The sequence below is a fragment of the Pontibacter sp. GD13 genome, from assembly GCF_058216355.1.
Genome location: NZ_JBYZMQ010000003.1, coordinates 222936 through 243634 on the forward strand (window position 1 = coordinate 222936; position 20699 = coordinate 243634).

The 20699-nt window shown below is 50.3% G+C and carries 19 protein-coding genes; 10 read left to right on the plus strand and 9 right to left on the minus strand.

From position 1 onward, the window contains the following. Positions 1–21: 21 nt before the first annotated feature. From AC4BAN_RS07385 to AC4BAN_RS07395, 3 genes are all read right to left on the minus strand, one after another. The gene (locus tag AC4BAN_RS07385) at positions 22–2436 is read right to left on the minus strand and encodes a DUF5686 and carboxypeptidase-like regulatory domain-containing protein (RefSeq protein ID WP_490563750.1); all 2415 of its coding nucleotides are present in this window, start codon (positions 2434–2436) and stop codon (positions 22–24) included. A 76-nt stretch (positions 2437–2512) separates the two neighbouring features. After that, positions 2513–3439, minus strand: coding sequence for a phosphatase PAP2 family protein (locus AC4BAN_RS07390; RefSeq protein ID WP_490563751.1), 927 nt, complete (start codon positions 3437–3439; stop codon positions 2513–2515). Between the two features lie 86 nt (positions 3440–3525). Then, entirely contained in the window at positions 3526–4731 is a 1206-nt protein-coding gene (locus AC4BAN_RS07395) for an NADH-quinone oxidoreductase subunit D (RefSeq protein WP_490563752.1), read from the minus strand. A 286-nt stretch (positions 4732–5017) separates the two neighbouring features. Between AC4BAN_RS07395 and AC4BAN_RS07400 the strand changes: the two genes are divergently transcribed. The 5 genes from AC4BAN_RS07400 (at position 5018) to AC4BAN_RS07420 (ending at position 9412) form a co-directional block, all read left to right on the plus strand. Continuing rightward, positions 5018–5701 carry a type II restriction-modification system restriction endonuclease gene (locus tag AC4BAN_RS07400; protein ID WP_490563753.1) on the plus strand — a complete coding sequence of 228 codons (684 nt, stop codon included), beginning with the start codon at positions 5018–5020 and terminating at the stop codon, positions 5699–5701. Further along, positions 5701–7470, plus strand: coding sequence for a hypothetical protein (locus AC4BAN_RS07405; RefSeq protein ID WP_490563754.1), 1770 nt, complete (start codon positions 5701–5703; stop codon positions 7468–7470). Before AC4BAN_RS07400 ends, AC4BAN_RS07405 begins: the two co-directional genes overlap by 1 nt. A 335-nt stretch (positions 7471–7805) precedes the next feature. After that, complete coding sequence (locus AC4BAN_RS07410; RefSeq protein WP_490563755.1) at positions 7806–7994, plus strand: hypothetical protein; 189 nt, start codon at positions 7806–7808, stop codon at positions 7992–7994. A 2-nt stretch (positions 7995–7996) separates the two neighbouring features. After that, entirely contained in the window at positions 7997–8791 is a 795-nt protein-coding gene (locus AC4BAN_RS07415; protein WP_490563756.1) for an SPFH domain-containing protein, read from the plus strand. A 249-nt stretch (positions 8792–9040) separates the two neighbouring features. After that, the gene (locus AC4BAN_RS07420; RefSeq protein ID WP_490563757.1) at positions 9041–9412 is read left to right on the plus strand and encodes an endonuclease domain-containing protein; all 372 of its coding nucleotides are present in this window, start codon (positions 9041–9043) and stop codon (positions 9410–9412) included. A gap of 63 nt (positions 9413–9475) precedes the next feature. On the opposite strand, the gene AC4BAN_RS07425 is transcribed toward AC4BAN_RS07420, so the two are convergent. The 3 genes from AC4BAN_RS07425 to AC4BAN_RS07435 all read right to left on the minus strand — a co-directional run bounded on the left by AC4BAN_RS07425 (position 9476) and on the right by AC4BAN_RS07435 (position 11297). Continuing rightward, complete coding sequence (locus AC4BAN_RS07425) at positions 9476–10075, minus strand: NADH-quinone oxidoreductase subunit C (RefSeq protein ID WP_490563758.1); 600 nt, start codon at positions 10073–10075, stop codon at positions 9476–9478. Between the two features lie 48 nt (positions 10076–10123). After that, on the minus strand, positions 10124–10669 hold the full coding sequence (gene nuoB / locus AC4BAN_RS07430; RefSeq protein WP_490563759.1) for an NADH-quinone oxidoreductase subunit NuoB: 546 nt from the start codon (positions 10667–10669) through the stop codon (positions 10124–10126). A gap of 103 nt (positions 10670–10772) precedes the next feature. Then, on the minus strand, positions 10773–11297 hold the full coding sequence (locus tag AC4BAN_RS07435; RefSeq protein WP_490563760.1) for an NADH-quinone oxidoreductase subunit A: 525 nt from the start codon (positions 11295–11297) through the stop codon (positions 10773–10775). Positions 11298–11497: 200 nt separating this feature from the next. Between AC4BAN_RS07435 and AC4BAN_RS07440 the strand changes: the two genes are divergently transcribed. Both AC4BAN_RS07440 and AC4BAN_RS07445 read left to right on the plus strand, forming a co-directional pair. After that, entirely contained in the window at positions 11498–12931 is a 1434-nt protein-coding gene (locus tag AC4BAN_RS07440) for a thioredoxin-like domain-containing protein (RefSeq protein ID WP_490563761.1), read from the plus strand. Between the two features lie 104 nt (positions 12932–13035). Further along, positions 13036–13698 carry a hypothetical protein gene (locus tag AC4BAN_RS07445; RefSeq protein ID WP_490563762.1) on the plus strand — a complete coding sequence of 221 codons (663 nt, stop codon included), beginning with the start codon at positions 13036–13038 and terminating at the stop codon, positions 13696–13698. Here the strand turns inward: AC4BAN_RS07445 and AC4BAN_RS07450 are convergent. Then, a complete protein-coding gene (locus tag AC4BAN_RS07450; protein ID WP_490563763.1) occupies positions 13695–13997 on the minus strand; it encodes an acylphosphatase in 303 nt (100 codons plus the stop codon). The two genes, AC4BAN_RS07445 and AC4BAN_RS07450, sit on opposite strands and share 4 nt — an antisense overlap. Positions 13998–14011: 14 nt before the next feature. After that, positions 14012–15166, minus strand: a complete 1155-nt coding sequence (locus AC4BAN_RS07455) for an App1 family protein phosphatidate phosphatase (protein ID WP_490563764.1) — start codon at positions 15164–15166, stop codon at positions 14012–14014. 239 nt (positions 15167–15405) lie between these two features. On the opposite strand from AC4BAN_RS07455, the gene sdaAA reads away from it, so the two are divergent. From sdaAA to AC4BAN_RS07470, 3 genes are all read left to right on the plus strand, one after another. After that, the gene (sdaAA, locus tag AC4BAN_RS07460; protein ID WP_490563765.1) at positions 15406–16311 is read left to right on the plus strand and encodes an L-serine ammonia-lyase, iron-sulfur-dependent, subunit alpha; all 906 of its coding nucleotides are present in this window, start codon (positions 15406–15408) and stop codon (positions 16309–16311) included. A 279-nt stretch (positions 16312–16590) separates the two neighbouring features. Then, positions 16591–17766 (plus strand): DUF4407 domain-containing protein, encoded by a 1176-nt coding sequence (locus tag AC4BAN_RS07465; protein WP_490563766.1) that lies wholly within the window; start codon positions 16591–16593, stop codon positions 17764–17766. 223 nt (positions 17767–17989) lie between these two features. Then, positions 17990–19246: a pyridoxal phosphate-dependent aminotransferase gene (locus AC4BAN_RS07470; RefSeq protein ID WP_490563767.1), complete on the plus strand. Its 1257-nt coding sequence runs from the start codon at positions 17990–17992 to the stop codon at positions 19244–19246. Between the two features lie 62 nt (positions 19247–19308). On the opposite strand, the gene AC4BAN_RS07475 is transcribed toward AC4BAN_RS07470, so the two are convergent. Then, complete coding sequence (locus tag AC4BAN_RS07475) at positions 19309–20682, minus strand: LutB/LldF family L-lactate oxidation iron-sulfur protein (protein ID WP_490563768.1); 1374 nt, start codon at positions 20680–20682, stop codon at positions 19309–19311. Positions 20683–20699: the final 17 nt, after the last annotated feature.

Below are 20699 nucleotides of genomic sequence, written 5' to 3' on the forward strand. Positions count from 1 at the left end.
CAACAGTTGTGGGGTTGTGGTTTAAAAAGCCAAGGTCAATGTCAGCTTCACGCGCAGGTTGTCCTTGGCTTCATTAAAAGCATAAGGGCCGTAACGGTAAAAGGCGCCAACGCCAATGCCGGAGAAAGTGGAGCTGATCACGTTGTTCAGCAGCAGGCCGGACTCGTAAAAGCCTTTTTCTAAGGTGCGGTACTGCTCTTGTGGGATGTCTTGTAGCGGTTGCCGGAGCGTGCCGAAACCAATGTTGGTAACAGCCACCACGTCGGGTTTAAAGAAGTTGGTGCGCAGAAAGCGTTTCCCGAAGTTCTGTGAAAAGAAAAAAGCCGCGTACCGGTCAGAGAAGAACTCATAAGGGCGCATCGTTTCAAAGCCCTCGCCAATGTAAACCTGGTAATCCGGGTTGTTGCTGCCGAAGCCGTTGAAAAGACTCACAAAAGGCGCCTGGCCCTGTACCAGGCCTCCCGCCAGGGTCAGGCTGCTTTCGCCCAGGGAACGGTGGCGCAGGTTGCCCTGCAGTTTTGCCTCATACTTGTTGTACCCGTAGTCGCCTTGCAGCACCCCATCTAGCCCGCGGGCATATTGCAGCCAGAGCACCGGAAAATCGTTGGCCATGGGCATGAGCTGGTTGAACTGGCGCATAAACTGTTCGCCGTAGGCATACCGAAGCCCCACTACTGCCTCTGTTACATGATAGGTAAGTGGCGGTGCATCGGTAACGGCGCCTAAAGTTGCGCGGTGCCGCTCCTGCCGCAGCTGCGTTTGTGCCTGCAGGTAGCGCATCGGCCTGCCCGAGAGCGCGATGCTTTTGTGCCTCACATACGACAGGCCTGGAAGTATGGCCGGCCGGTAATCGCTAAGTAAACCTGTCTGCTGAAACGGAAAGCGACTGCCCCCGGGCTCCCTCACATCCTCAAAGTATACAGCCTTTACCTGTAGCTCCGATGGCTTGTGAAGGATAAGCGCAGCATCGGCGCCATACTTGGTTTCCTCATCTTTAAAGCCATAGCCCCAGTAGCCGCCAAGTATAAACCGCTCTGAGAGCAGGGCGTTGGTGTGCAGGCCAAGGCCCAACCGAACGCCCTCAAAGGCGCTCACCTTAAACAGGCGGGGAATATCTATACTGACAGGGCCAAGCGGTACCTGTTTCGCGAGCAGGTACTCCATTATCCGGATGGTGCGGTCCAGCTTGTCGGCTTTGCCCACGCTATCCAAGCGCTGGTAGGTGCGCTGTTCCAGGGCGTTGAGCGAGTCGGGGCGGAACTGCTGGTAATAGCTGTCGGGTTGCAGGTAGGCATCGGCTTTCTGCTGCAGGGCCACCACCCCAAAATCTGACTTGCGCAATTGCGGGTTTAGATTGATGTTGGTGATGTAGGTGCGCAGGTGCCCGTAAGGTTGGTGCCCTTTTAAAGATACCTGCGGAATGGTGATCTCCACATCGAGCTCAGTGGGGAACCACTGTTGCTGCGCGCCTACCTGCTCGTAGCGCTGCTGCAGCTTAATGCCGCGCTTGTCGTCGTTGGCCCCCGACTGGGCCAGCACGTTCTGTACGGCCCAGCCCTTGCTGCTGATGTAGAGCAAGCCCTGCAAGCCGTCAAAGTTCTTGCCGGGCTCGGGTTTAAAGGAGATGACAAAAGTAGTGTCTTGGTTAATTACGTTTGCCTCCTGCAGCACAAAGTCATACTTGCGCGTGCTGCCCGGGCTTAGCGGACTCAGGTAGCGCTTGCCAAAGAACACGGGCATCTCCTCGTACACCGAAAAGTCGCGGGCTTCGGCGGCCACCACGCCAAAGCTGGGCTGCTGCAACCCCGACACGCGTGTGGCCAGGATGGTTTCTTTGGTTTTGTCCGGTTTTAGGTAGGCGTAGTCGGTGATGCTCTCCATCAGGAAAAGGTGCTGCTTGTTGAGGAGCTGGCGCATGCGGAGGTAGGCCGAATCCTGTGGCGATAGGGTCAGGGTGTCGGTCAGGTTCAGTTCCCGGACATCGGTGGCGGTCAGGATAAGCTTGTTGTAAGTGCGGTATGTATAGGCAGCCAGGTTTTCGGGCCGGTGCCGCTCCTTGTTCTGTATGGCCAGCCTGATGATGCGGTGCGCCGGGTTTTGGCCGGAGCCGCGCACAATCACCTCCTGCAGCTGCGCCGAGGCAGATTGCAGGTACACATCTATCGTTTTAGCGGAATCAGGATAAATAATTTGGGGCGTGTAGCCCACATAGCTGAAGCGCAGGCTGCGGATAGGCTTGTTGTGGCGCAACTGGTACTGCCCCTCCAGGTTGGTGGTGGTGCCGGTTTCGCCATTGTTGGCGGCAATGCTCACAAAGGCCAGCTTCTCCCGGGTTTGGGCATCGCGCACCACGCCCTGTACCTGCTGTAGCTGTGCAAGGGTAGTAGAGGAGAGAAGCAGTAAGTATAAAACCGGGAGCAGTAGTTTTGGCAGCATGGTGTAAAGGTAAAAAGAATGGCGCTTCCTCCTGTAACAGAGAGAGCGCCATCCGGTTTATTTTATGGGGGTAGCTTTAAAACTTCACGGTCATCCCTAAACCTGCGTTGCCGGTAGGCAGCACCGTGGGGCCCAGCGTGGTGTTCAGTCCTTTATCTTTCAGCTTCTGGTTGTTTACCAGCTTGGCGTGCAGCCAATACACCGTGTTCACCGACAGGATACCAACCCCGGCGCCTGCCAGCACATCGGCCATCCAGTGCTCGTTGTTCAGCACCCGCAGCACCCCTGTGGCTCCTGCCACACTGTAACTGGCTACACTGATCCAGGGGCTCTTGTGGCGAAACTCCTTATCCATGAACGTGGCGATGGTAAAGGCGTAGGCGGTGTGCCCCGATGGGAAAGCTGTGGGATCTCCGTTAGGGCGATCAATGTTGGTGAGTTTCTTGGTAGGCCAAACAATGGCCGAGGTAAGCCCGCCGGCAGCGAACAGTAAAGCCGTTTGGCGGGGCAGCTCGTGCCGGTTCTGCGACGAGATCAGGTTAAAGCCATACATGGCCACCAAAGGGGCAAACATGATGAAGTCGTCTGTTTTGGTGCTGAAGTTAGGGAGGCCTTCGTTCCGGGCATCGCGGGCATCGAAACTGCTGTAAATGCCATTTCCCTGTATGGTATAAATGCCGGCGCCGATGAGGGCGGCGGCAGGCAACACGGCCCTTTTCAGGAAGCGCTTGTTGTCGCCTTCGTTAACCTGCGACTCGGTGAACGGCTTTTTCTGGCCCGGGTAGATGGTGTCGGTCTCCAGCACCACCAGGCTCTTTTGCGGAAGCGTATCGGCTGGGGCCAGTGTAAAGTCAGCGGTGCTAAAGGCTGGAGCAGCGGTAGCCGAAAGAACGGCGGTGCGCACGCCATCAGGTGGTGTTGGGCCAGGCTGCTGCGCCAGCACCGGACTGGCCAGGAAACTCATCCACAGCAATTGGGAGGCAATTATTTTAGGGTATTTCAATGTATCGTTTGTTTAGAGGTGAAGGATGTATTACAAACCACGCGGGCTTAGAAATCGTGCCATAGACACCATGCTTTTAAGCGTTTTTACCTGTCAACTTCGCCCAGCACGATGTCTATGGAGCCTATGATAGCGATCAGGTCGGCTACCATGCAGCCACGGCTAATTTCAGGCAACACCGACAGGTTCACAAAGCTTGGCGCTCTTCCCTTTGCCCTGAACGGCACATCGCTGCGGTCTGTGGTCCGGTAAAAGAAGCCGAGCTCCCCCCGTGGTGTTTCGCCCCGGAAGTATAGCTCCTGCGATCCGGTCATACGCATTTTCTTCGGGCAGGCTGCCTGCGGGTCAAAATCAGGGGTGCGTTTGTGGTCGCCGGTTAACTGGTCGAGGCACTGGCGGATGATCTTAACCGATTCACGGCATTCCAGGGCACGTACGTAATTACGGTCATAGCAGTCGCCGGTTGTGCCTGCCAGCCCCTGGCCAATGGGCACATCAAACTCCAGTTCGGGGTACACGCTGTAGCCATCCACGCGCCGCAGGTCGTGGCGCAGGCCGGAGCCGCGCAGCATGGGGCCCGAGCAGCCATAGTTGATCGCCACATCCAGCGGCAAAACCCCCACGTTGGCCGTGCGGGCGATAAAGATCTTGTTTTCGAGCAGAATGGTGTCTATCTCGTCCAGTTTAGGCAGCAGGTAGTCGATAAACTCGCGGCAACGCGCCTCAAAGCCGATGGGAAGGTCATAGTACAAGCCGCCCACCCAGATGTAGTTATACAGCATGCGCGCACCACTGGCCCACTCGAGCAGGCGCTGAATGTGTTCCCGGTCGCGCAGCATCCACAAAAATGGGGTGAAAGCCCCAATGTCGATGGCGTAAGTGCCAATGGCCACAAAATGAGAGGCAATGCGGTTGAGCTCCGCTACCAATACGCGGATGTACTCCACCCGTTTCGGGATCTGGTCGGTAATGCCCAGCAGCTTCTCCACTCCCATGCACCACACATGCTCTGAGTTCATGGCGGCCAGGTAGTCCATGCGGTCTACGTAGGGGATGGTCTGGTTATAGGCCATGTGCTCGGCGTGCTTCTCGAAGCAGCGGTGCAGGTAGCCGATGTGCGGCACTACTTCTTGAATGATCTCCCCGTCTGTAATCACCTCCAGGCGCAGTACCCCGTGTGTGCTGGGGTGTTGCGGCCCCATGTTCACGATCATCTCACCAGCCTTCAGGTTATCCAGGCTGAACTTGTTCGGCTCCGATTGCAGCAGGTAGTCTTGGTAGATAGTGGACAAGGGAACGGGCTATTTAAAGGTTAAGCGATAGACAAAGTTCGGAAAAAACGAGCACTAAAGCAGCAGATAAATTGCAGTTGGATAATCTGGTAAATTTTATATATATTGTGTAATATATAGTATATTTGTTGGTTCGGTGTAGCTTAGCTACCGGATTTGGGTGTATAGCAGGAGTAGGTACTCCTGCTCGCCAGTAGTTATGCCTAATGAATTAAATAAAAGTGTCAATTATTAAAAAGCTCCTATACAGCTAAGAAAGAAGACTTGCTAGTAGTAATTTTACCAAATGGAAATAAAAGAAAAATTAACTATTGCCAAATTAGTTGAAGAAGCCCAACTTTTTTGTATTGCAGAATCAACATTTAAGCATAAAGAACTTTACGGAGTTACTGATGGAAAGGCTGTTGGCACCTTAATTGAACAAAAATTCCAAAAACACTTAAACGAAAAATATGAAGTTAGTATTGGTTCATCAGCAAGGGGGATAGACTTACCCTCTGACGACATATTGACTGACATAAAAGTAACATCATTTATAAAGCCCCAATCTTCCTGCCCATTCAAAGATGCCAAACAAAAAATTTTCGGGCTTGGGTATAATCTTCTCGTCTTTGTTTATAAAAAGACCGATGATTCAGATAGCCAAACTGCCATTTTAAATTTTGTCAGCTGTTCTTTTGTTCGCAAAGAGCAAACAGGAGACTATACAACAACATTTCGATTAAGAGAAATGGTAAATGATGGAGCCAACGAAGCTGACATAATCGCTTATCTACAAGACAAAAACATACCTGCTGACGAAATAACCTTATCCAAATTAGCAAAGCAAATTTTACAAAATCCACCCTTACAAGGTTATGTAACTATTTCAAACGCTCTGCAATGGCGATTGGACTATCAAAGGATAGTTGCCCTAACAGATGATATACCTGGAATTGAAAAAATTATCAGTTACAATAAGCCAAAGTAATGAAAGTATTTGAAGCAAATATTACTAATCAGGTGTCGTACTTTTTACATGAAAACCTGAATAGAATTACATCTTTTGAATTAGCAAACAAAAAAATCTATGATGCTTTTAGAATCATAGGTTTTTTTGTCAACAATGAAGAACTAAAATCATTAAGAGAAGTACTTGCAAATACCACTAGCACTGTTGAAGAACCTGATAGGGCGGAGTATGGGGATTTTCAAACAAATTCTAACTTAGCCAATAAGGTAACTTTATACCTTTCATCAAAGAATATTTCTCCTGAAATTGTAATTGAGCCAACTTGCGGGAAAGGTAATTTTATTATAGCATCTTTAAGGAATTTTAAAGACATCAAAATCATTTTCGGTATTGAAATCTACAAGCCTTATGTTTGGGAAACAAAATTTAGCATACTAGATTATTTTTTAACAAATCCAGCAGCCAACAAACCTGAAACTTCAATCATTCACTGCAATGTCTTTGACTTTGACTTTAATGATATTGCGAAAAAGCACTCAACTCAAAATGTACTGGTGGTTGGAAACCCACCTTGGGTAACTAACTCCAAATTAGGTAGCCTTGACTCAACGAACTTACCTAAAAAAACAAATTTTAAAAATCATAATGGGTTAGATGCAATTACAGGTAAAGGCAATTTTGATATTGCTGAATTCATAACCTTAATGATGATTAAAACCTTTCAAAACATGAAAGGCACAATAATGTTGTTAGTTAAGAATTCTGTAATAAAGAACATTGTTTCAGACCAAAGGCAGAATCAATATAAAATCTCATCAATAGAAAAACTCTGTATTGATAGTAAAAAAGAATTTAATGTATCAGTTGAAGCAGCTCTGTTTTACTGTAAGTTAAATTCTAATCCAGCTCATATCTGCACTGAAAGCAATTTTTACAATAATCAATTTCCTTACTTAAAATTTGGATGGTTTGGCGATAAATATGCCTCAAACATTGATAAATACATACATACACAAGAAATAGACGGTGAATGCCCATTTGTTTGGAGACAAGGTTTGAAACACGATTGTTCTAAAATCATGGAATTAGACAAAGTAAATGAACACTATATTAATGGATTGAATGAAGAAGTAAAATTAGAAGAAGGGCTGGTTTATGGTTTGCTAAAAAGTTCTGACTTAAAAAACACTGTTATAGACAAACCACGAAAATATACGATTGTTACTCAGAAGAAAGTCGGGCAGGAAACAAATTATATTAAACAAGATTACCCAAGTACTTATAAATACTTGACACAACATCAAGCATATTTTGATAATAGAAAATCGAGTATCTATAATGGGAAGCCTTTGTTTTCAATATTCGGAATTGGCGACTATTCTTTTAAACCTTTTAAAGTGGCTATTTCAGGGCTTTATAAAACTTTTCACTTTACATTAATTCTTCCACAAGGTAAAAAACCTGTAATGCTTGATGACACTTGCTATTTGATAGGCTTTGATAATATTGAGTTTGCTATATACTCATTAATATTGTTAAACTCTGACACAACTGTTCAGTTTTTACAATCAATAACTTTTTCAGACGCTAAAAGAACTTTCACAAAAGATGTTTTAATGCGAATTGATCTACTAAAATTAGCTAAACAATTTGATAAGACTAATTTACAAAACGAACTCGAAACACTAAATAAAAAGTATAATCTCAACTTAACTTTAAAACTTTGGGACAATTTCGTCATGGGAATGGCACCTGTTTCTACTGGGCAAATGAATATGTTCGCATAAGTTTTAAAAAAATTACTAAGGCATAACCACACCTATACGGCAGTTACGCCGCCGCATAGCCAAGTCCGTTACACTCAAAAAAACCAGATCAATAAATAACCCGATGTCGCTTAACAGATTAAGGTACATGTAGGAATTGTATTATCTGTGTTGTCAGGTTGCAAATAGGTCAGTCAAAACCGATTTTAGATGTCTGTGTAGGCCAATTTAAATAGCCGTATCTTAAATGCTTACTGAGGGGCAGTAGGTGCGCAGGCTCAGCGGCCGCCAATTCAGACATTACTTTAAATTAGCATTTAAAAGTATAACTTTACCGCATACAAACTTATCAACCCATGAAATATCAATACATCCTTTTACTTGGCCTGTTGCTGCTCGTCGATATTCTGACTTTTACCGAGATAGCCGATTTTGTGCGGCAGCCTTCTGATGCTTCGGTGGCTATGGGCTTGTTGTTGCTTGCCGTTTTGGTAGTGGCCAACTTCTTTGTCATTCGCTTTTCTATTAATAAACTTCAAGCTTAACCATGAACCGACAGATACTCACCTGGAGCATTTCTTTTATTTTGATTCTTGTTCTCTCTATCACAGCCATGAAATCGTGTACGCGCATTGATGCCGGCCACGAAGGAATTCTGGTAAAGCTTTACGGTACCGACAAAGGCGTGCAGGACGTGTCGTTGGTAACGGGGCGTGTGTGGTACAACCCTTTTACCGAAGAAGTTTTCCAGTTCCCGACCTTTGTGCAAACCGTGGATTATAATGCCTTTACCGTGAATGCCAAAGATGGCTCGGTGTTTACCGTAGACCCCACTATTTCGTTTAGGGTGATGGCAGGCGAGAGCCCGAAGATATTTGCCAAGTACCGAAAAGACATCGACCAGATTACCACCACCACGCTGTATAACTACACCCGCGATGCGTTCCGGATCCAGTTTAACCAGTACAGCACCGATAGCATTATCTCGAACCGCCAGAGCTTCGAGGACAAAGTACAGATAGCCCTGGATAACGCCCTGCGCAAAGAAGGATTTGAACTGGAGCAAATGACCAGTGGTTTGCAGTACCCTGAGGTAATTGTGCAGGCCGTAAACCTGAAAAACAAAGCCGTACAGCAGGCCATGCAGGTAGAGAACGAGCTGAAAGTTGCCGAAGCGCAGGCCCGCAAGAAGATTGTGGAAGCCGAGGCAGAGGCAAAGGCAAACGAAGTACGGCAGCGCACCCTCACCCCCATGCTTATTCAGCAGCAGTTCATCGAGAAATGGGACGGAAGAACGCCGCTCTACGGAAGCTCCCCCACCTTTTTCAAGAACGTGCAGTAAGCGTAGCGTAAGCAAATCTGCTAAAGTATAAAAAAGGCCGCTGGAAGTTATTTCAGCGGCCTTTTTTTGTGGTACCGGGTCCAGGTACGCCCAGCAAGTATTCAGAACATGGATCGATACAGGCATTAATCCTTTTATGTGTGGTGCCGGGTCCAACCACCCCCAACCCCTCCTTTTCTAAGGCGGGGAGTTTTTCTTACTTATGTTAACTATTTGCGTTTACTGAACTTAGATTATAGGTTTGGCAGCATGGCGATACATAACAGAAAGTACCTCAAGGAAAAGCGCAAAGAGCTAAGAAGTAGTTTAACGCCTGCAGAGGCGGAACTATGGAAATACTTGAAAGCTTCACAATTATACGGGCGTAAGTTTAGGCGACAACACAGCATTGCCAACTTTATCCTGGACTTCTATTGCCCTTCAGAGAGCCTGGCTATAGAGTTAGATGGGCAAGTGCATCAGCATGTTATTGCGGAGCAGGCAGATGTAGAACGGGATCAGGCGCTTCAACAGCTTGGGATACATGTAATTCGATTTGAGAACAAAGAAATATTCCAAAACCTAACTGCCGTTCTACTAGAGATAAGCAACCGCTTCCGGAACAAAAACTCCCCGCCTTAGAAAAGGAGGGGTTGGGGGTGGTTGGACCCGGTACCACCAGACCAGTAAGCGACACCTGCCGAACTACTCCGGCTTTTCGCGCATATCCGGGAAATCCTCTTCTGCGGGGTTGATGATGCGCTGGGGTTCGCCCTGAAAACCGTTCAGCTCGTTGTGCTGGTCGAAGGGTACTTTGATGCCGTGGTAGTAATCCTGAATTTGGTAGTCTTTGCGCAGGGGGTGGCCCTCCCAGTCGGCGGCGCACAGGATGCGGCGCATGTCGGGATGATCGGTAAAGTAAATGCCCAGCAGGTCGAATACTTCCCGCTCGTGCCAGTCGGCGGAGCGCCAGATAGGGGTTACGGTTGGAACTTGCGGCATGGGCTGCTCCTCTGAGTTGTTGCGGGGCACCTGCACCTTTAACATCAGACGATGATCATGCGGGATGGAATAGAGGTTGTAGGCTACTTCCATCGTGCCTGCCTCCGGGCCATTGTCTATCCCGGTCAGGCAGGAAAGAAAATCGAAATAAGTCAGTTCATTGTCGTGCAGCTCGAGGCAAACTGCCGGCAGCAGCTCCGTCTGAAGCAGCAGGTAGGGTTGCAGGCCATCGGCCTTGATCTCCAGGATCGCCTCCGGACCAAACGCATGATATATAAAATCTTTTAGCTCCTCGAACGACACGGCTTTTTAATTTTGAATGAAGGAATGATGGAATTCTGAACGACTGAGTTAACCAACTGTGGCATCAGTTACAGGCTGGCCTTGCGCTGCCCGCTTCGCCATGAGCTGTTGTATGGCCCTTGGGGCGCGTATCGTTTCCTTTCGGATGATTTCCTGTAGTTTCAAAAATCCGCCGATCAGGGCCTCCGGCCTGGGCGGGCAACCCGGCACGTATACATCCACGGGGATAACCCTGTCAACGCCTTTAACCACATGGTAGCCGTGTTCCCAATAAGGGCCACCGCAGTTGGAGCAGGAACCCATCGAGATCACGTAGCGCGGCTCCGGCATTTGTTCGTACAAACGCCGCACGCGGTCCGCCATCTTAAAGGTTACCGTGCCGGCCACAATCATCACATCCGACTGGCGTGGCGAGGCCCTGGGTATAATGCCAAAGCGGTCCATATCATAGCCCGAAGCATAGGCACCCATCATTTCGATGGCGCAGCAGGCTATGCCAAAGCCCATCGGGAACAGCGAGGTCAGCCTTGCCCAATTGAGCAGGTCATCCAGCTTGGTGATCACAATGCCGCCTTCTCCGGTTTTTGCTTCCATAATGGTAAATCGTATTATTTGGAGCTGCCCGCTCTTATTTTTTTAAGCAGCAGAAATTTAACAGGCAGCCCTTTAGTGCTTACGCAAAAGTATAAAACGCCAGTTAAACATCAGCTACGCCTGTTTCCGGCTGCGTAGGCGCAGTTTTGGGGCCGTATGGCCGTTGGTTAACACGTTGGTACACATCCAGGGGTATGCTGGAGCAACTCTGCGGAAGTATGGGTTTCGGCTTGATCCAGTCCAGGTGCCCCTTAACCCACGCATAGGCGAGGCCCAGCACCAGCACGCCAATAAAGACAAACATCTCGATCAACGAGAACCAGCCCCAGGCGCCGTTGGTGGCCTCTATCAGTTCCCGGCGCCCAAACACGGTTGCCCACGGAAACAGAAACGCCAGTTCCACATCAAACACAATAAAAATAAGCGCCACCACGTAAAAACGGGGGTTAAACTGTATCCAGGCATTGCCAATCGGCTCTTCCCCCGACTCGTAAGTAGAGAGCTTTTCCGGGTTGGGGTTGCTGGGGCGGATCAGCCTGCTGGTCAGCAGACCGATCACCACAAAAAAAGCACCGCCAATCAGGTAGAGCAGGATGGTACCGAAATCAGAAGTATAGGTTTCTGCCATGGCTTGCAGTTGTTTATACAAATTTACAATAAAATTGCGGTTTACCCCAAGTATGGCCCGTTGCTAAAATAAACGTGGTGCCAGCCAGTTTAAATTGAAATGACAGGTCCAAAACTATAACGTATGGTTAGCTGAAATACGAAAAACATTTATGCTTGCAAACCTGTACCAACTAAAACAACCATTTACCATACCTTACCATGCTGACAGGCCGCGTTACCGCACCGGAAATCAACACCGAACATGGCTGGCTGAACACCGACAGGCCCTGGTCTATCAAGGACTTCCGGGGAAAGATCGTGCTGTTGGATTTCTGGACCTTCGGCTGCATCAACTGCCAGCACATTATCCCTGACCTGAAACGGCTGGAGGAAGAGTTTACCGATGTGCTGGTCGTGATCGGGGTGCACTCTGCTAAGTTTGATGCTGAGAAAAGCAGCGAGGCCATCAAGCAGGCCATCCGCAAGTTCGGCATTACGCACCCGGTGGTTAACGACGCAGATTTTAAGATATGGGACCAGTATGGCGCCAAAGCCTGGCCAACCATCGTGCTGATCGACCCTATGGGGAAAGTGATCGGGCAGCATGCCGGCGAAGGGGTATACGATACAGTACGGCCCCATATTCAGCAACTGGCAAACGATTACAAAGCGCAGCTAAACGAACAGCCCATTGTTTTCCACGTGGAGCATAGCCAGGAGCAGATGCTAAACTTCCCCTCCAAGCTGATCTGCGACGACGGGCACGATATTTACCTGTCCGACAGCGGCCACAACCGCATTTTGAAGCTGAACACCCAGGGGCAGGTGCTGGAGGTGATCGGAAGCGGCGAGCAGGGCTTTAACAATGGCGGCTTTGCCGATTCCACTTTTTACGAGCCCCACGGCCTGGCGCTGCACGGCGATATACTTTATGTGGCCGATTCCAAGAACAATGCCATCCGAAAAATTGACCTGGAGCATCGCATGGTGAGCACAGCCGCCGGCACCGGAGAGCTGGAGTATTATTTTAGGGAGGACAGGCTGCAGGAGCCCGTGAACCCCAACAGCCCCTGGGATTTGCTGATCTACCAGAACAGCATGTTCGTGGCCAGCGCCGGGAACCACCAGATCCTGCGCATGGATTTGGAAACGGAGCAGCTATACCGCTTTGCCGGCAGCGGCCGCGAAGCCTTAACGGACGGGCAACTGCAGGAGGCGGCATTCAACCAGCCTAGCGGCATGGCGCACCAGGCGCACGTGCTCTACGTGGCCGATGCCGAGGCAAGCGCCATTCGTACTATAAACCTGAAAACGGGCATGGTGCTTACTCCCCTGGGCAGAGGCCTTTTTAACTTTGGCGATGTGGACGGCAACGTGGATGATGCCCTGCTGCAGCACTGTGTGGGCGTGGAAGTAATAGACCAGGACGTATATATTGCTGATACCTACAATGGCAAGATAAAAGTGCTGGACCTATCCAGAGGGCGCGTGCATACGCTCACTGCCGGCTTGCACGAGCCAAATGACCTGCTTTTCCTGAACGGGCAACTCTGGGTAACCAGCACCAACAGCCACCAGCTTTTTAAAGTAGACCTGAGCACCGGCGAGAAAGAGGAAGTGGTGGTGCAGCTTTCGGGTGGCGTAATTGCCTAAACTTTAATGCTTTGTAAATTCGCATACTTTAAAAAAAGGCCTTATCTTCAGGTAGTGATTTAAATTCTGCTCTCTTTTTGCTTCACTTTGTCTGTCGTATCGGTATGAATTTTAAGAAAAAAACACTGTTTACTGCTTTTCTGCTAATTTCCTGCGGGCTGTTTCAGTTAGTACAGGCTCAGGTGTTGGTAGTAGATGCAACGGGCAGGCCGATCATGCCAAAGGAATATGTCAAACTAAAAGGGTCGCCCTATCTTTACCCCGATTGGGTGAAAGGTACGGTACAAATGGCCAATGGTGTGGTTTATAAAGACATTTTCCTGATGTATGACCAGGTGACAGAGGAACTCAACTTTACCTATAAGGATGGGAAGGTACAGAAATTTGTGGACCCGGTAGTGGGTTTTACCATGGGCGACAGGAAGTTTGAGCGAAATCCGGATTATAAAAATACAACCCTGTCCCAAGAGTTCTTTGAGGTGCTAGTGGACGGCGACACGAAACTGCTCCGGAGGACAAGCAAGAAAATTCTGGACGAGGTGAACCATGCCGTAGCAACCAAAGAAAGAAGCGTGAGTACCACCACCAGTTATTTTTTTACGGTGCCCGGCAACCTGGTACTGCTTAAAAACAACAAGAAAACGCTGCTTAAAAACCTACAAAAACACCAGCAAGAGGTGGCAGCCTACATGGAAAAAGAGGAACTGAGCTTAAAAGATGAACAGGACCTGGTGCAGCTGTTTACTTATTACAATACGCTGGATTAATTTTTCGGAGAGGCTGCCCGTCGCTGTTCAAACGTGTCAAATCCCCCCAATTCCTCCTTCTGCTCCACCTCTACGTGCGTTACCCGGGCACGGCTTGGCCCTTGGTGCGCCCACTGCTCCAGCGCTTTCAGGGCCTTGGGTTCTCCTTCGGCTTCCAGGTACACGGTGCCATCCTGCTCGTTGCGTACAAAACCCGTTAAGCCCAGTTCCTTTGCCTTCTCTTGCGTGCTGGCCCTGAAAAAAACGCCTTGTACCTTGCCATGAATGCGCATGGCTACCCGTTTTATGTCTTTCCCCATTGGTTGCTATATGTCTATTCTGTTTTGTCCTGCTGTTTGTCTTTGGCACAGGCCTGTTCGATTTCAGAAAGTTGCGATGTGTTGATCCAACCCATTTTAGCGGCATGTTTGGCAGCTGAAAACGTTTCTTCGACCAGCATCATCTCGGTTCCTCCCTGCTCTACTTTCTGGGCTAACTCCTGCACCTCCTCATCGCGTTTATGTTTGGTTACATCCCGAATGTACACACCCAGGATGCGGCCCGGGTACTCTGCTGCAATTTTCTGATAGGTTTCCGGGTCGTGCTGGCCGCTGTCGCCAATGCAGATGAAATTGAGCTGTGGGTAGGTATCAAGTATATGGCGTATTTTCTCGCTTTTGTACGCTGCCTGGCTAGTTTCATACTTCCCCTTATCCAAAGTAGTGGCGTGGTCTCGCAGTAACAAGGGCCCTTCCGGTATGTTATGCGACTGCAGGAAGCTAATGAGCAGGTCATACAGATTCCATTCGCTGCCCGATACAAAGAAGATCGGGTTAGAGGCTTTGCCATCTTTTCCCTTCAACAACGCTTTCAAGAAGGCGGCAATACCAGGAAACGGACTGCGCTCGGTGGCGTTTTTCTGAAGCATCAGGCGCAGGTTGCCCATAAATTGGTTGGCATGCGACACCATGACCGTATCATCCATATCCGAGATCACCCCAAACTCTACCTCCTTCCCCGGAATAAACAGGTGTCCTTTAGCCTCCTTCTCGTCATGATCAGTATACTGGTCCTGGAGTTGCAGCCGGATTTCAGAAACAGCAGGGTCGAACCGGGTGTTTGCATCGGCATGGATCTCTACCTCAAAATAGCCTTCCTGGTCTGTTTCGATATCTAGCTCTTGCTCTCCGTACCAGGCCTTTAGTTTTGCGCCCGGTATCTCGTCCGATTCCATGCGTTTCCACATGTTTAGCCACTGCTCCCTTTTGTGGTCTACCTTGGCGGGGTTCTTAATGTCCTCCTTTTCCAGCACGCGTCCTTTTAAAAAAACATACTTGTCGCTGGCAAACCCATAATAAGGCATGATCGTGACAGGTTCCAGCACGTTCAGGCGCTGTTTTATAGCAAATTTCACCCGCGATGCCTGTGTTTCCAGCGTATCGAGGGCATCAAGCAGTTTCTGTTTTACTTCAGCGGTCAAATCACTCATAAACTTTTTTAGTTCATTGAACGAGACAGGCCAAAGTGGGGTTTGGCGGTTCCTGACATTGCCTGCAGGTAAGCCTTCCAAAATTTACAGTTCATTTAAATCAAACTATACTTTTGCGAAAAAGAACATTTGCTGGTGCTATCTTTGTTAGGCAAGTGGGTGCATATGGTTATGCGAAAATGCAGCTGACCAGGCATGGCCTGCTACCAGTTGTGGGCACTGTTTAAACCGAGATCGATATGTCATTATTATTCACTGATTTTAAGAGTTGGGAAAAGCATTGCGCCGAAACAGGTGAGCCGCTTTACCAGCCTGTGTTAGCTTACGAGATAGAGCAGAAGGGCCGCACCGAAGCGTTTATCTGGGAAAACATTGCCAAGGCTTTTGAGGTGATGAAGGATGCGGTGCAAACCGGCCTGACCGAGGACATGCGCTCGCGCTCGGGCATGGTGAACAACAGTGCTAAAAAGGTAGCCAATTCGCCGGTTACGGTGCTGTCGCCGGAGTTCCAGATGCTGGTGTCGCGCGCCTTGGGTGCCAAAGAGGTGAACTCGTGCATGGGCCGTGTGGTGGCCGCCCCAACCGCAGGTGCCTCCGGTATTTTGCCCGGCACGCTTACCACGTTGCAGGAACTGCACGGCCTCGAAGACCGCAGGATACACGAGGGTTTGTTAGTGGCAGCCGGCATTGCCCTGATCATAGAGCAGAACGCCTCGTTGGCAGGTGCCGTGGGTGGTTGCCAGGCCGAGACAGGCAGTGCGGCGGCCATGGCGGCAGGTGCCATTGTGTATTGCCTGGGCGGCGATGTGCCGCAGGTGTTCAATGCCGTAGCCATTACTATCCAATGCATGCTGGGGCTGGTATGCGACCCGGTGGCCGGATTGGTGGAGGTGCCTTGCATTGTGCGTAATGCCAGTGCGGCAGCTATTGCTTTCTCCTCGTCGCAGCTGGCCATTGCTGGCGTAGATCCGGTTATACCCGTAGACCAGTGTGTGGCAGCGCTGGGCGAGGTAGGCGAGAGTATGGAGCGCAAGTACAAGGAAACAGCGGAGGGTGGCCTGGCCAATACGCCCCGGGCCCGTGAAATAGAAAATTTTGTGCTGGTGCAGGATGTGGAGATCTTGCCCGACGAAGACGCTGAATAGGCCTAAGTTAAAAAGCGACAGCGGTATAAAAAGGCAGTGGGCTGATGCAGTCCGCTGCCTTTTTTGAACCACGTGCGCACAGGGCATTAAGACAGTATACTGGAAACCCCGGCAGCGATTTGAACTAATAAACAGGGGGGCACGTTGCCAAATCTAGGGTAGAGAGTTGAATTAGAGTGATTTAAGCGCCTTTGGATGCAAGATTTGGCCATTGCGCCACGTTATACTTTCATCAGCTGGTATTGCCCTTTCCGTAGGAGCAGTTTTGAATAAAAATACATGAAAAAATTCTTTTGGTGGTGCGCCGGAGCCGACGACACGATCCTTGAAAAATGCTCTAAATCAGAGCATGTAAAGTACGCCGGTATAGGCGCTACGGTGCTGTTTACGGGTTTGCTGGCCAGTATCTCCGGTGGTTATGCGTTGCACACCGTGTTCGACTCCCCGATTCTGGCCATTGCCTTTGGCCTGTTGTGGGGTGCCGTTATCTTTAACCTCGATCGTTTTATTGTTTCCACGCTGCGCAAAGAGGGCAAGTTCTGGAAAGAGCTGCTGCAGGTAACGCCCCGGATCTTGCTGGCCCTGGTGCTGGCCGTGGTTATCTCGAAGCCGCTGGAGCTGAAAATATTCGACAAGGAAATACAGGCCATACTTAAGGAGAAGCAGGCAGAACTGGCCATTGAGCACAAGGCGCTGGTGGGCAAGCAATTCGCCGAGGTAGATTCTGTAAAGTCAGAGATTGCCGCCATCCGCCAGGAAGTGGATGCCAAACTGCAGGTGCGAAACAAGTTATATGAAATTGTGGCTGCGGAATCGGATGGTACCGGCGGAACCGGCAAGATAGGCAAAGGCCCTATTTACGAGGAGAAGAAGCGGCAGTATGATAAAGTGGATGAGGAGCTGAAACTACTGCAGGCCGATGCGCAGGCAAGAATTTTGCTCAAAGAGCAGCGCATCGCCGACCTGATGCAGCAGTACGATACCACCGTGGCTGAAGGGCAGGCGAGTTTTTCGAACTATGATGGCCTGATGGCTCGCATCAATGCCTTAGACAAGCTACCCTGGCTGCCGGTATTCTTTATTACCCTGTTGTTTATCTGCCTCGAAACGGCGCCGATCTTTACCAAGCTTATCTCCAGCAAAGGTCCTTACGACGATATTCTGAAAGGAGTGGAGCACGAGCGCACCACCCAGGAAATGCAGCGTGTGGCAGAGCGCCAGAAGCAGTACGATACCCGACAGACCGTGGCTGAGGCCAAGTTCTCGTCCCGCACCGATTATGAGATTGATGCCAAGCGCGAGGAAGAGCGCATTAAGTCTGATGCGCACCTGGAGGTAGTACGAGAGTCTGCCGCCGTATGGAAAGAGCGTAAATTAAAAGACGTTAACCGCAGTCCGGATGCCGCTGCCGAAATTTTAAACGACGGCGAGGAGAACGGCTACTATAAGTGGTAACCTTTCGCGGTAGGCAAAGTATAAATCGCCTGTATCAGTAACTGATACAGGCGATTTATACTTTAGGGTTGGTTCCGGTGCTACAGGTATCCTGTGCGGGTCTGCAATGTATGGTTTTAGCCCCTTGTTTATTTAAAAGCAGCTGCCCGGGTTAATTGCAGGAGCCTTCCGTGCACAGCTGCCCGTAAATGCTTAACTTGTTATACACCAAAGCCCCTTCCCTATGACTGTTTCTAAAATGGCCCAAAACCTGATCGGCTCCGAAATTATAAAGGTGGCCGGCGAGGTAAACGCAATGATAGCGCAGGGTAAGCCGATCTGTAACCTGACCATCGGTGATTTTAACCCTGAAATCTATCCGATACCCGAACCTTTACAGCAGGGCATCACAAAAGCATACGAGCAGGGGCATACCAATTACCCGCCTGCAAACGGGGTGGCGGTGCTGCGGAAGGCGGTGGTGGAGTTTACAAAAGCGCGTTTGGGCCTCGATTACCCGGAGCATGACATTCTGGTGGCGGGCGGCTCGCGCCCCTTGATCTACGCGGCCTACATGGCCCTGATTGATCCGGGCGATAAAGTGGTGTACCCCACGCCATCCTGGAACAACAACCATTACTGCCATTTATCCGGCGCCGCGCCGGTAGAGGTAAGAACGCGGCCCGAGAATAACTTTATGCCCACAGCGGCCGATGTTGAGCCCCATTTGAAAGGCGCTACCATGCTGGCCCTTTGCTCTCCGCTGAACCCAACCGGCACCATGTTCTCCAAAAAAGACCTGGAGGAGATATGCGACCTGGTACTGGAGGAGAACCGCAGCCGCACGGCAGGAGAAAAGCCGCTGTACGTACTCTACGATCAGATCTACTGGATGCTGACCTTCGGTGCCGCCGCGCATTACGACCCGGTAAGCCTGCGGCCCGAAATTAGGGAATACACAATCTATATTGACGGCACCTCCAAATGCTTTGCCGCCACGGGCGTGCGGGTAGGGTATGCCTTTGGACCTACTCTGGTAATGGATAAAATGAAATCGATACTGGGCCATGTGGGTGCCTGGGCCCCGAAGGCCGAGCAGATGGCCATGGCTGGTTTTCTGCAACAGCCCAACCAGGTAGACGCTTTTATGGATGCCTTCAAACCCAAAATTCAGGAGAGCCTCGAGGTGCTGTACCAGGGCTTTCAGGAGTTAAAGGCAGCTGGCTTTGCCGTGGATGCCATTGAGCCCATGGGAGCCATTTATCTGTCGGCCAAGATCGACCTGGCGGGTAAAACCACCCCGGAGGGCACCGTGCTGCAAACCAGCCAGGACGTTACCTTTTATGTGCTGCATGCGGCAAAGCTGGCCGTGGTGCCTTTCTCCGCTTTCGGCTCTAGCCGCGACCTGAACTGGTTCAGGCTATCGGTGGGTGGCGCATCGCTGGATGCTATCAAAGCCTCCTTAGGGCGGCTACAGGAAGCGCTTGAGAAGTTGAGGTAGTTGGCTTTAGGGCTGTTAAGAATAAAAAAAGGCCTGTATCGCTAAGATACAGGCCTTTTTGCTTAAGCTCGTTGCTCCTTCCAGAGCTGGTTAAAGGATTTCTTGGGAACGTGGAGCGGCTCGCGGCGTTTGCTCCAGGTATCTTTTAACACCTGCTTTAGCACAAAGTTCTTGATGCCGGCAGGTGCCAGGTTCAATAACCTGCGGCTTTTCATGGCCTTCACCCAAAACTTAAAAGCGGTTGTTTCGCTGCCCTCTGCCAGGCCTTGCTCCACACTTTGCTTGCGGTTAAGCAGCAACAGGTTGTGGATATTGATCTTAACAGGGCAAACAGAGGTACAGGCACCACAAAGGGAACTGGCAAAGCTCAGGTGCTTGTTCTCGGCCATGCCACTAAGGTGAGGCGTGATTACCGAGCCAATCGGCCCGCTGTACGTGCTCTCGTAGGTATGGCCCCCGATGTTTTTGTACACGGGGCACACGTTTAAGCAGGCGCCGCAACGGATACAGTTCAGCGCCTCGCGTTTTTCGGGCAGCGCCAGCAAGTCGGTGCGGCCGTTGTCGAGCAAGATCACATACATCTCATCCGGCCCGTCGTGCTCTTTAGGCTGCCGCGGCCCCGTCATGATGGTGTTGTAAACAGTCACGTTCTGGCCGGTTCCGCTGGTGCTCAGCAAGGGCCAGAACAGGTCCAGGTCCATAACAGACGGGATCATCTTCTCGATGCCGACAATAGCGATGTGTGTTTTGGGGAAGGTGGTGGAGAGCCTCGCGTTTCCCTCGTTTTCTGTAACGGCTATCCCGCCAATGTCGGCTATCAGGAAGTTGCCCCCTGTTATACCCACCTCGGCGGCGGTGTACTTATCGCGCAGCAGCTTGCGGGCAATGCCTACCAGTTCTTCGGCGTTATCAGTGGGGGCAATGCCCAGTTTCCGCACAAACAAGTCGGCTATGTCTTTTTTAGACATGTGCATGGCCGGGGTAACGATGTGATACGGGCGTTGCTCGGCCAGCTGCACAATGTACTCGCCCAGGTCAGTTTCTACGGTCTCGATGCCGTTCTTCTCCAGGTAGTCGTTCAGGTGTATCTCCTCGGTGCTCATCGATTTAGACTTGACAACCGAGCGGGCACGTTTGCGCTTCATGATCTCCCCAATTTCTTTCAGGGCTTCTTTGGCATCGCGTGCCCAGATCACCTTTCCGCCACGCGCTGTAAAATTAGCCTCAAACTCCATCAGGTACTTATCCAGGTTGTTGATGGTGTTTGTCTTTATAAAGGAGCCGCGCTCGCGGGCCAGTTCATGATCGGAGTATTGGGTGAGGCCACGCTGCACAGCGGCATTATACTTGCCGATGTTGAACTTGATGGTGGCACGGTGGCTTTGGTCAAATGCTTTGGTCTCTGCGTCCAGCAGAAACTGTTTCAGTTTACTCATACTGTCTCCCTTACGGT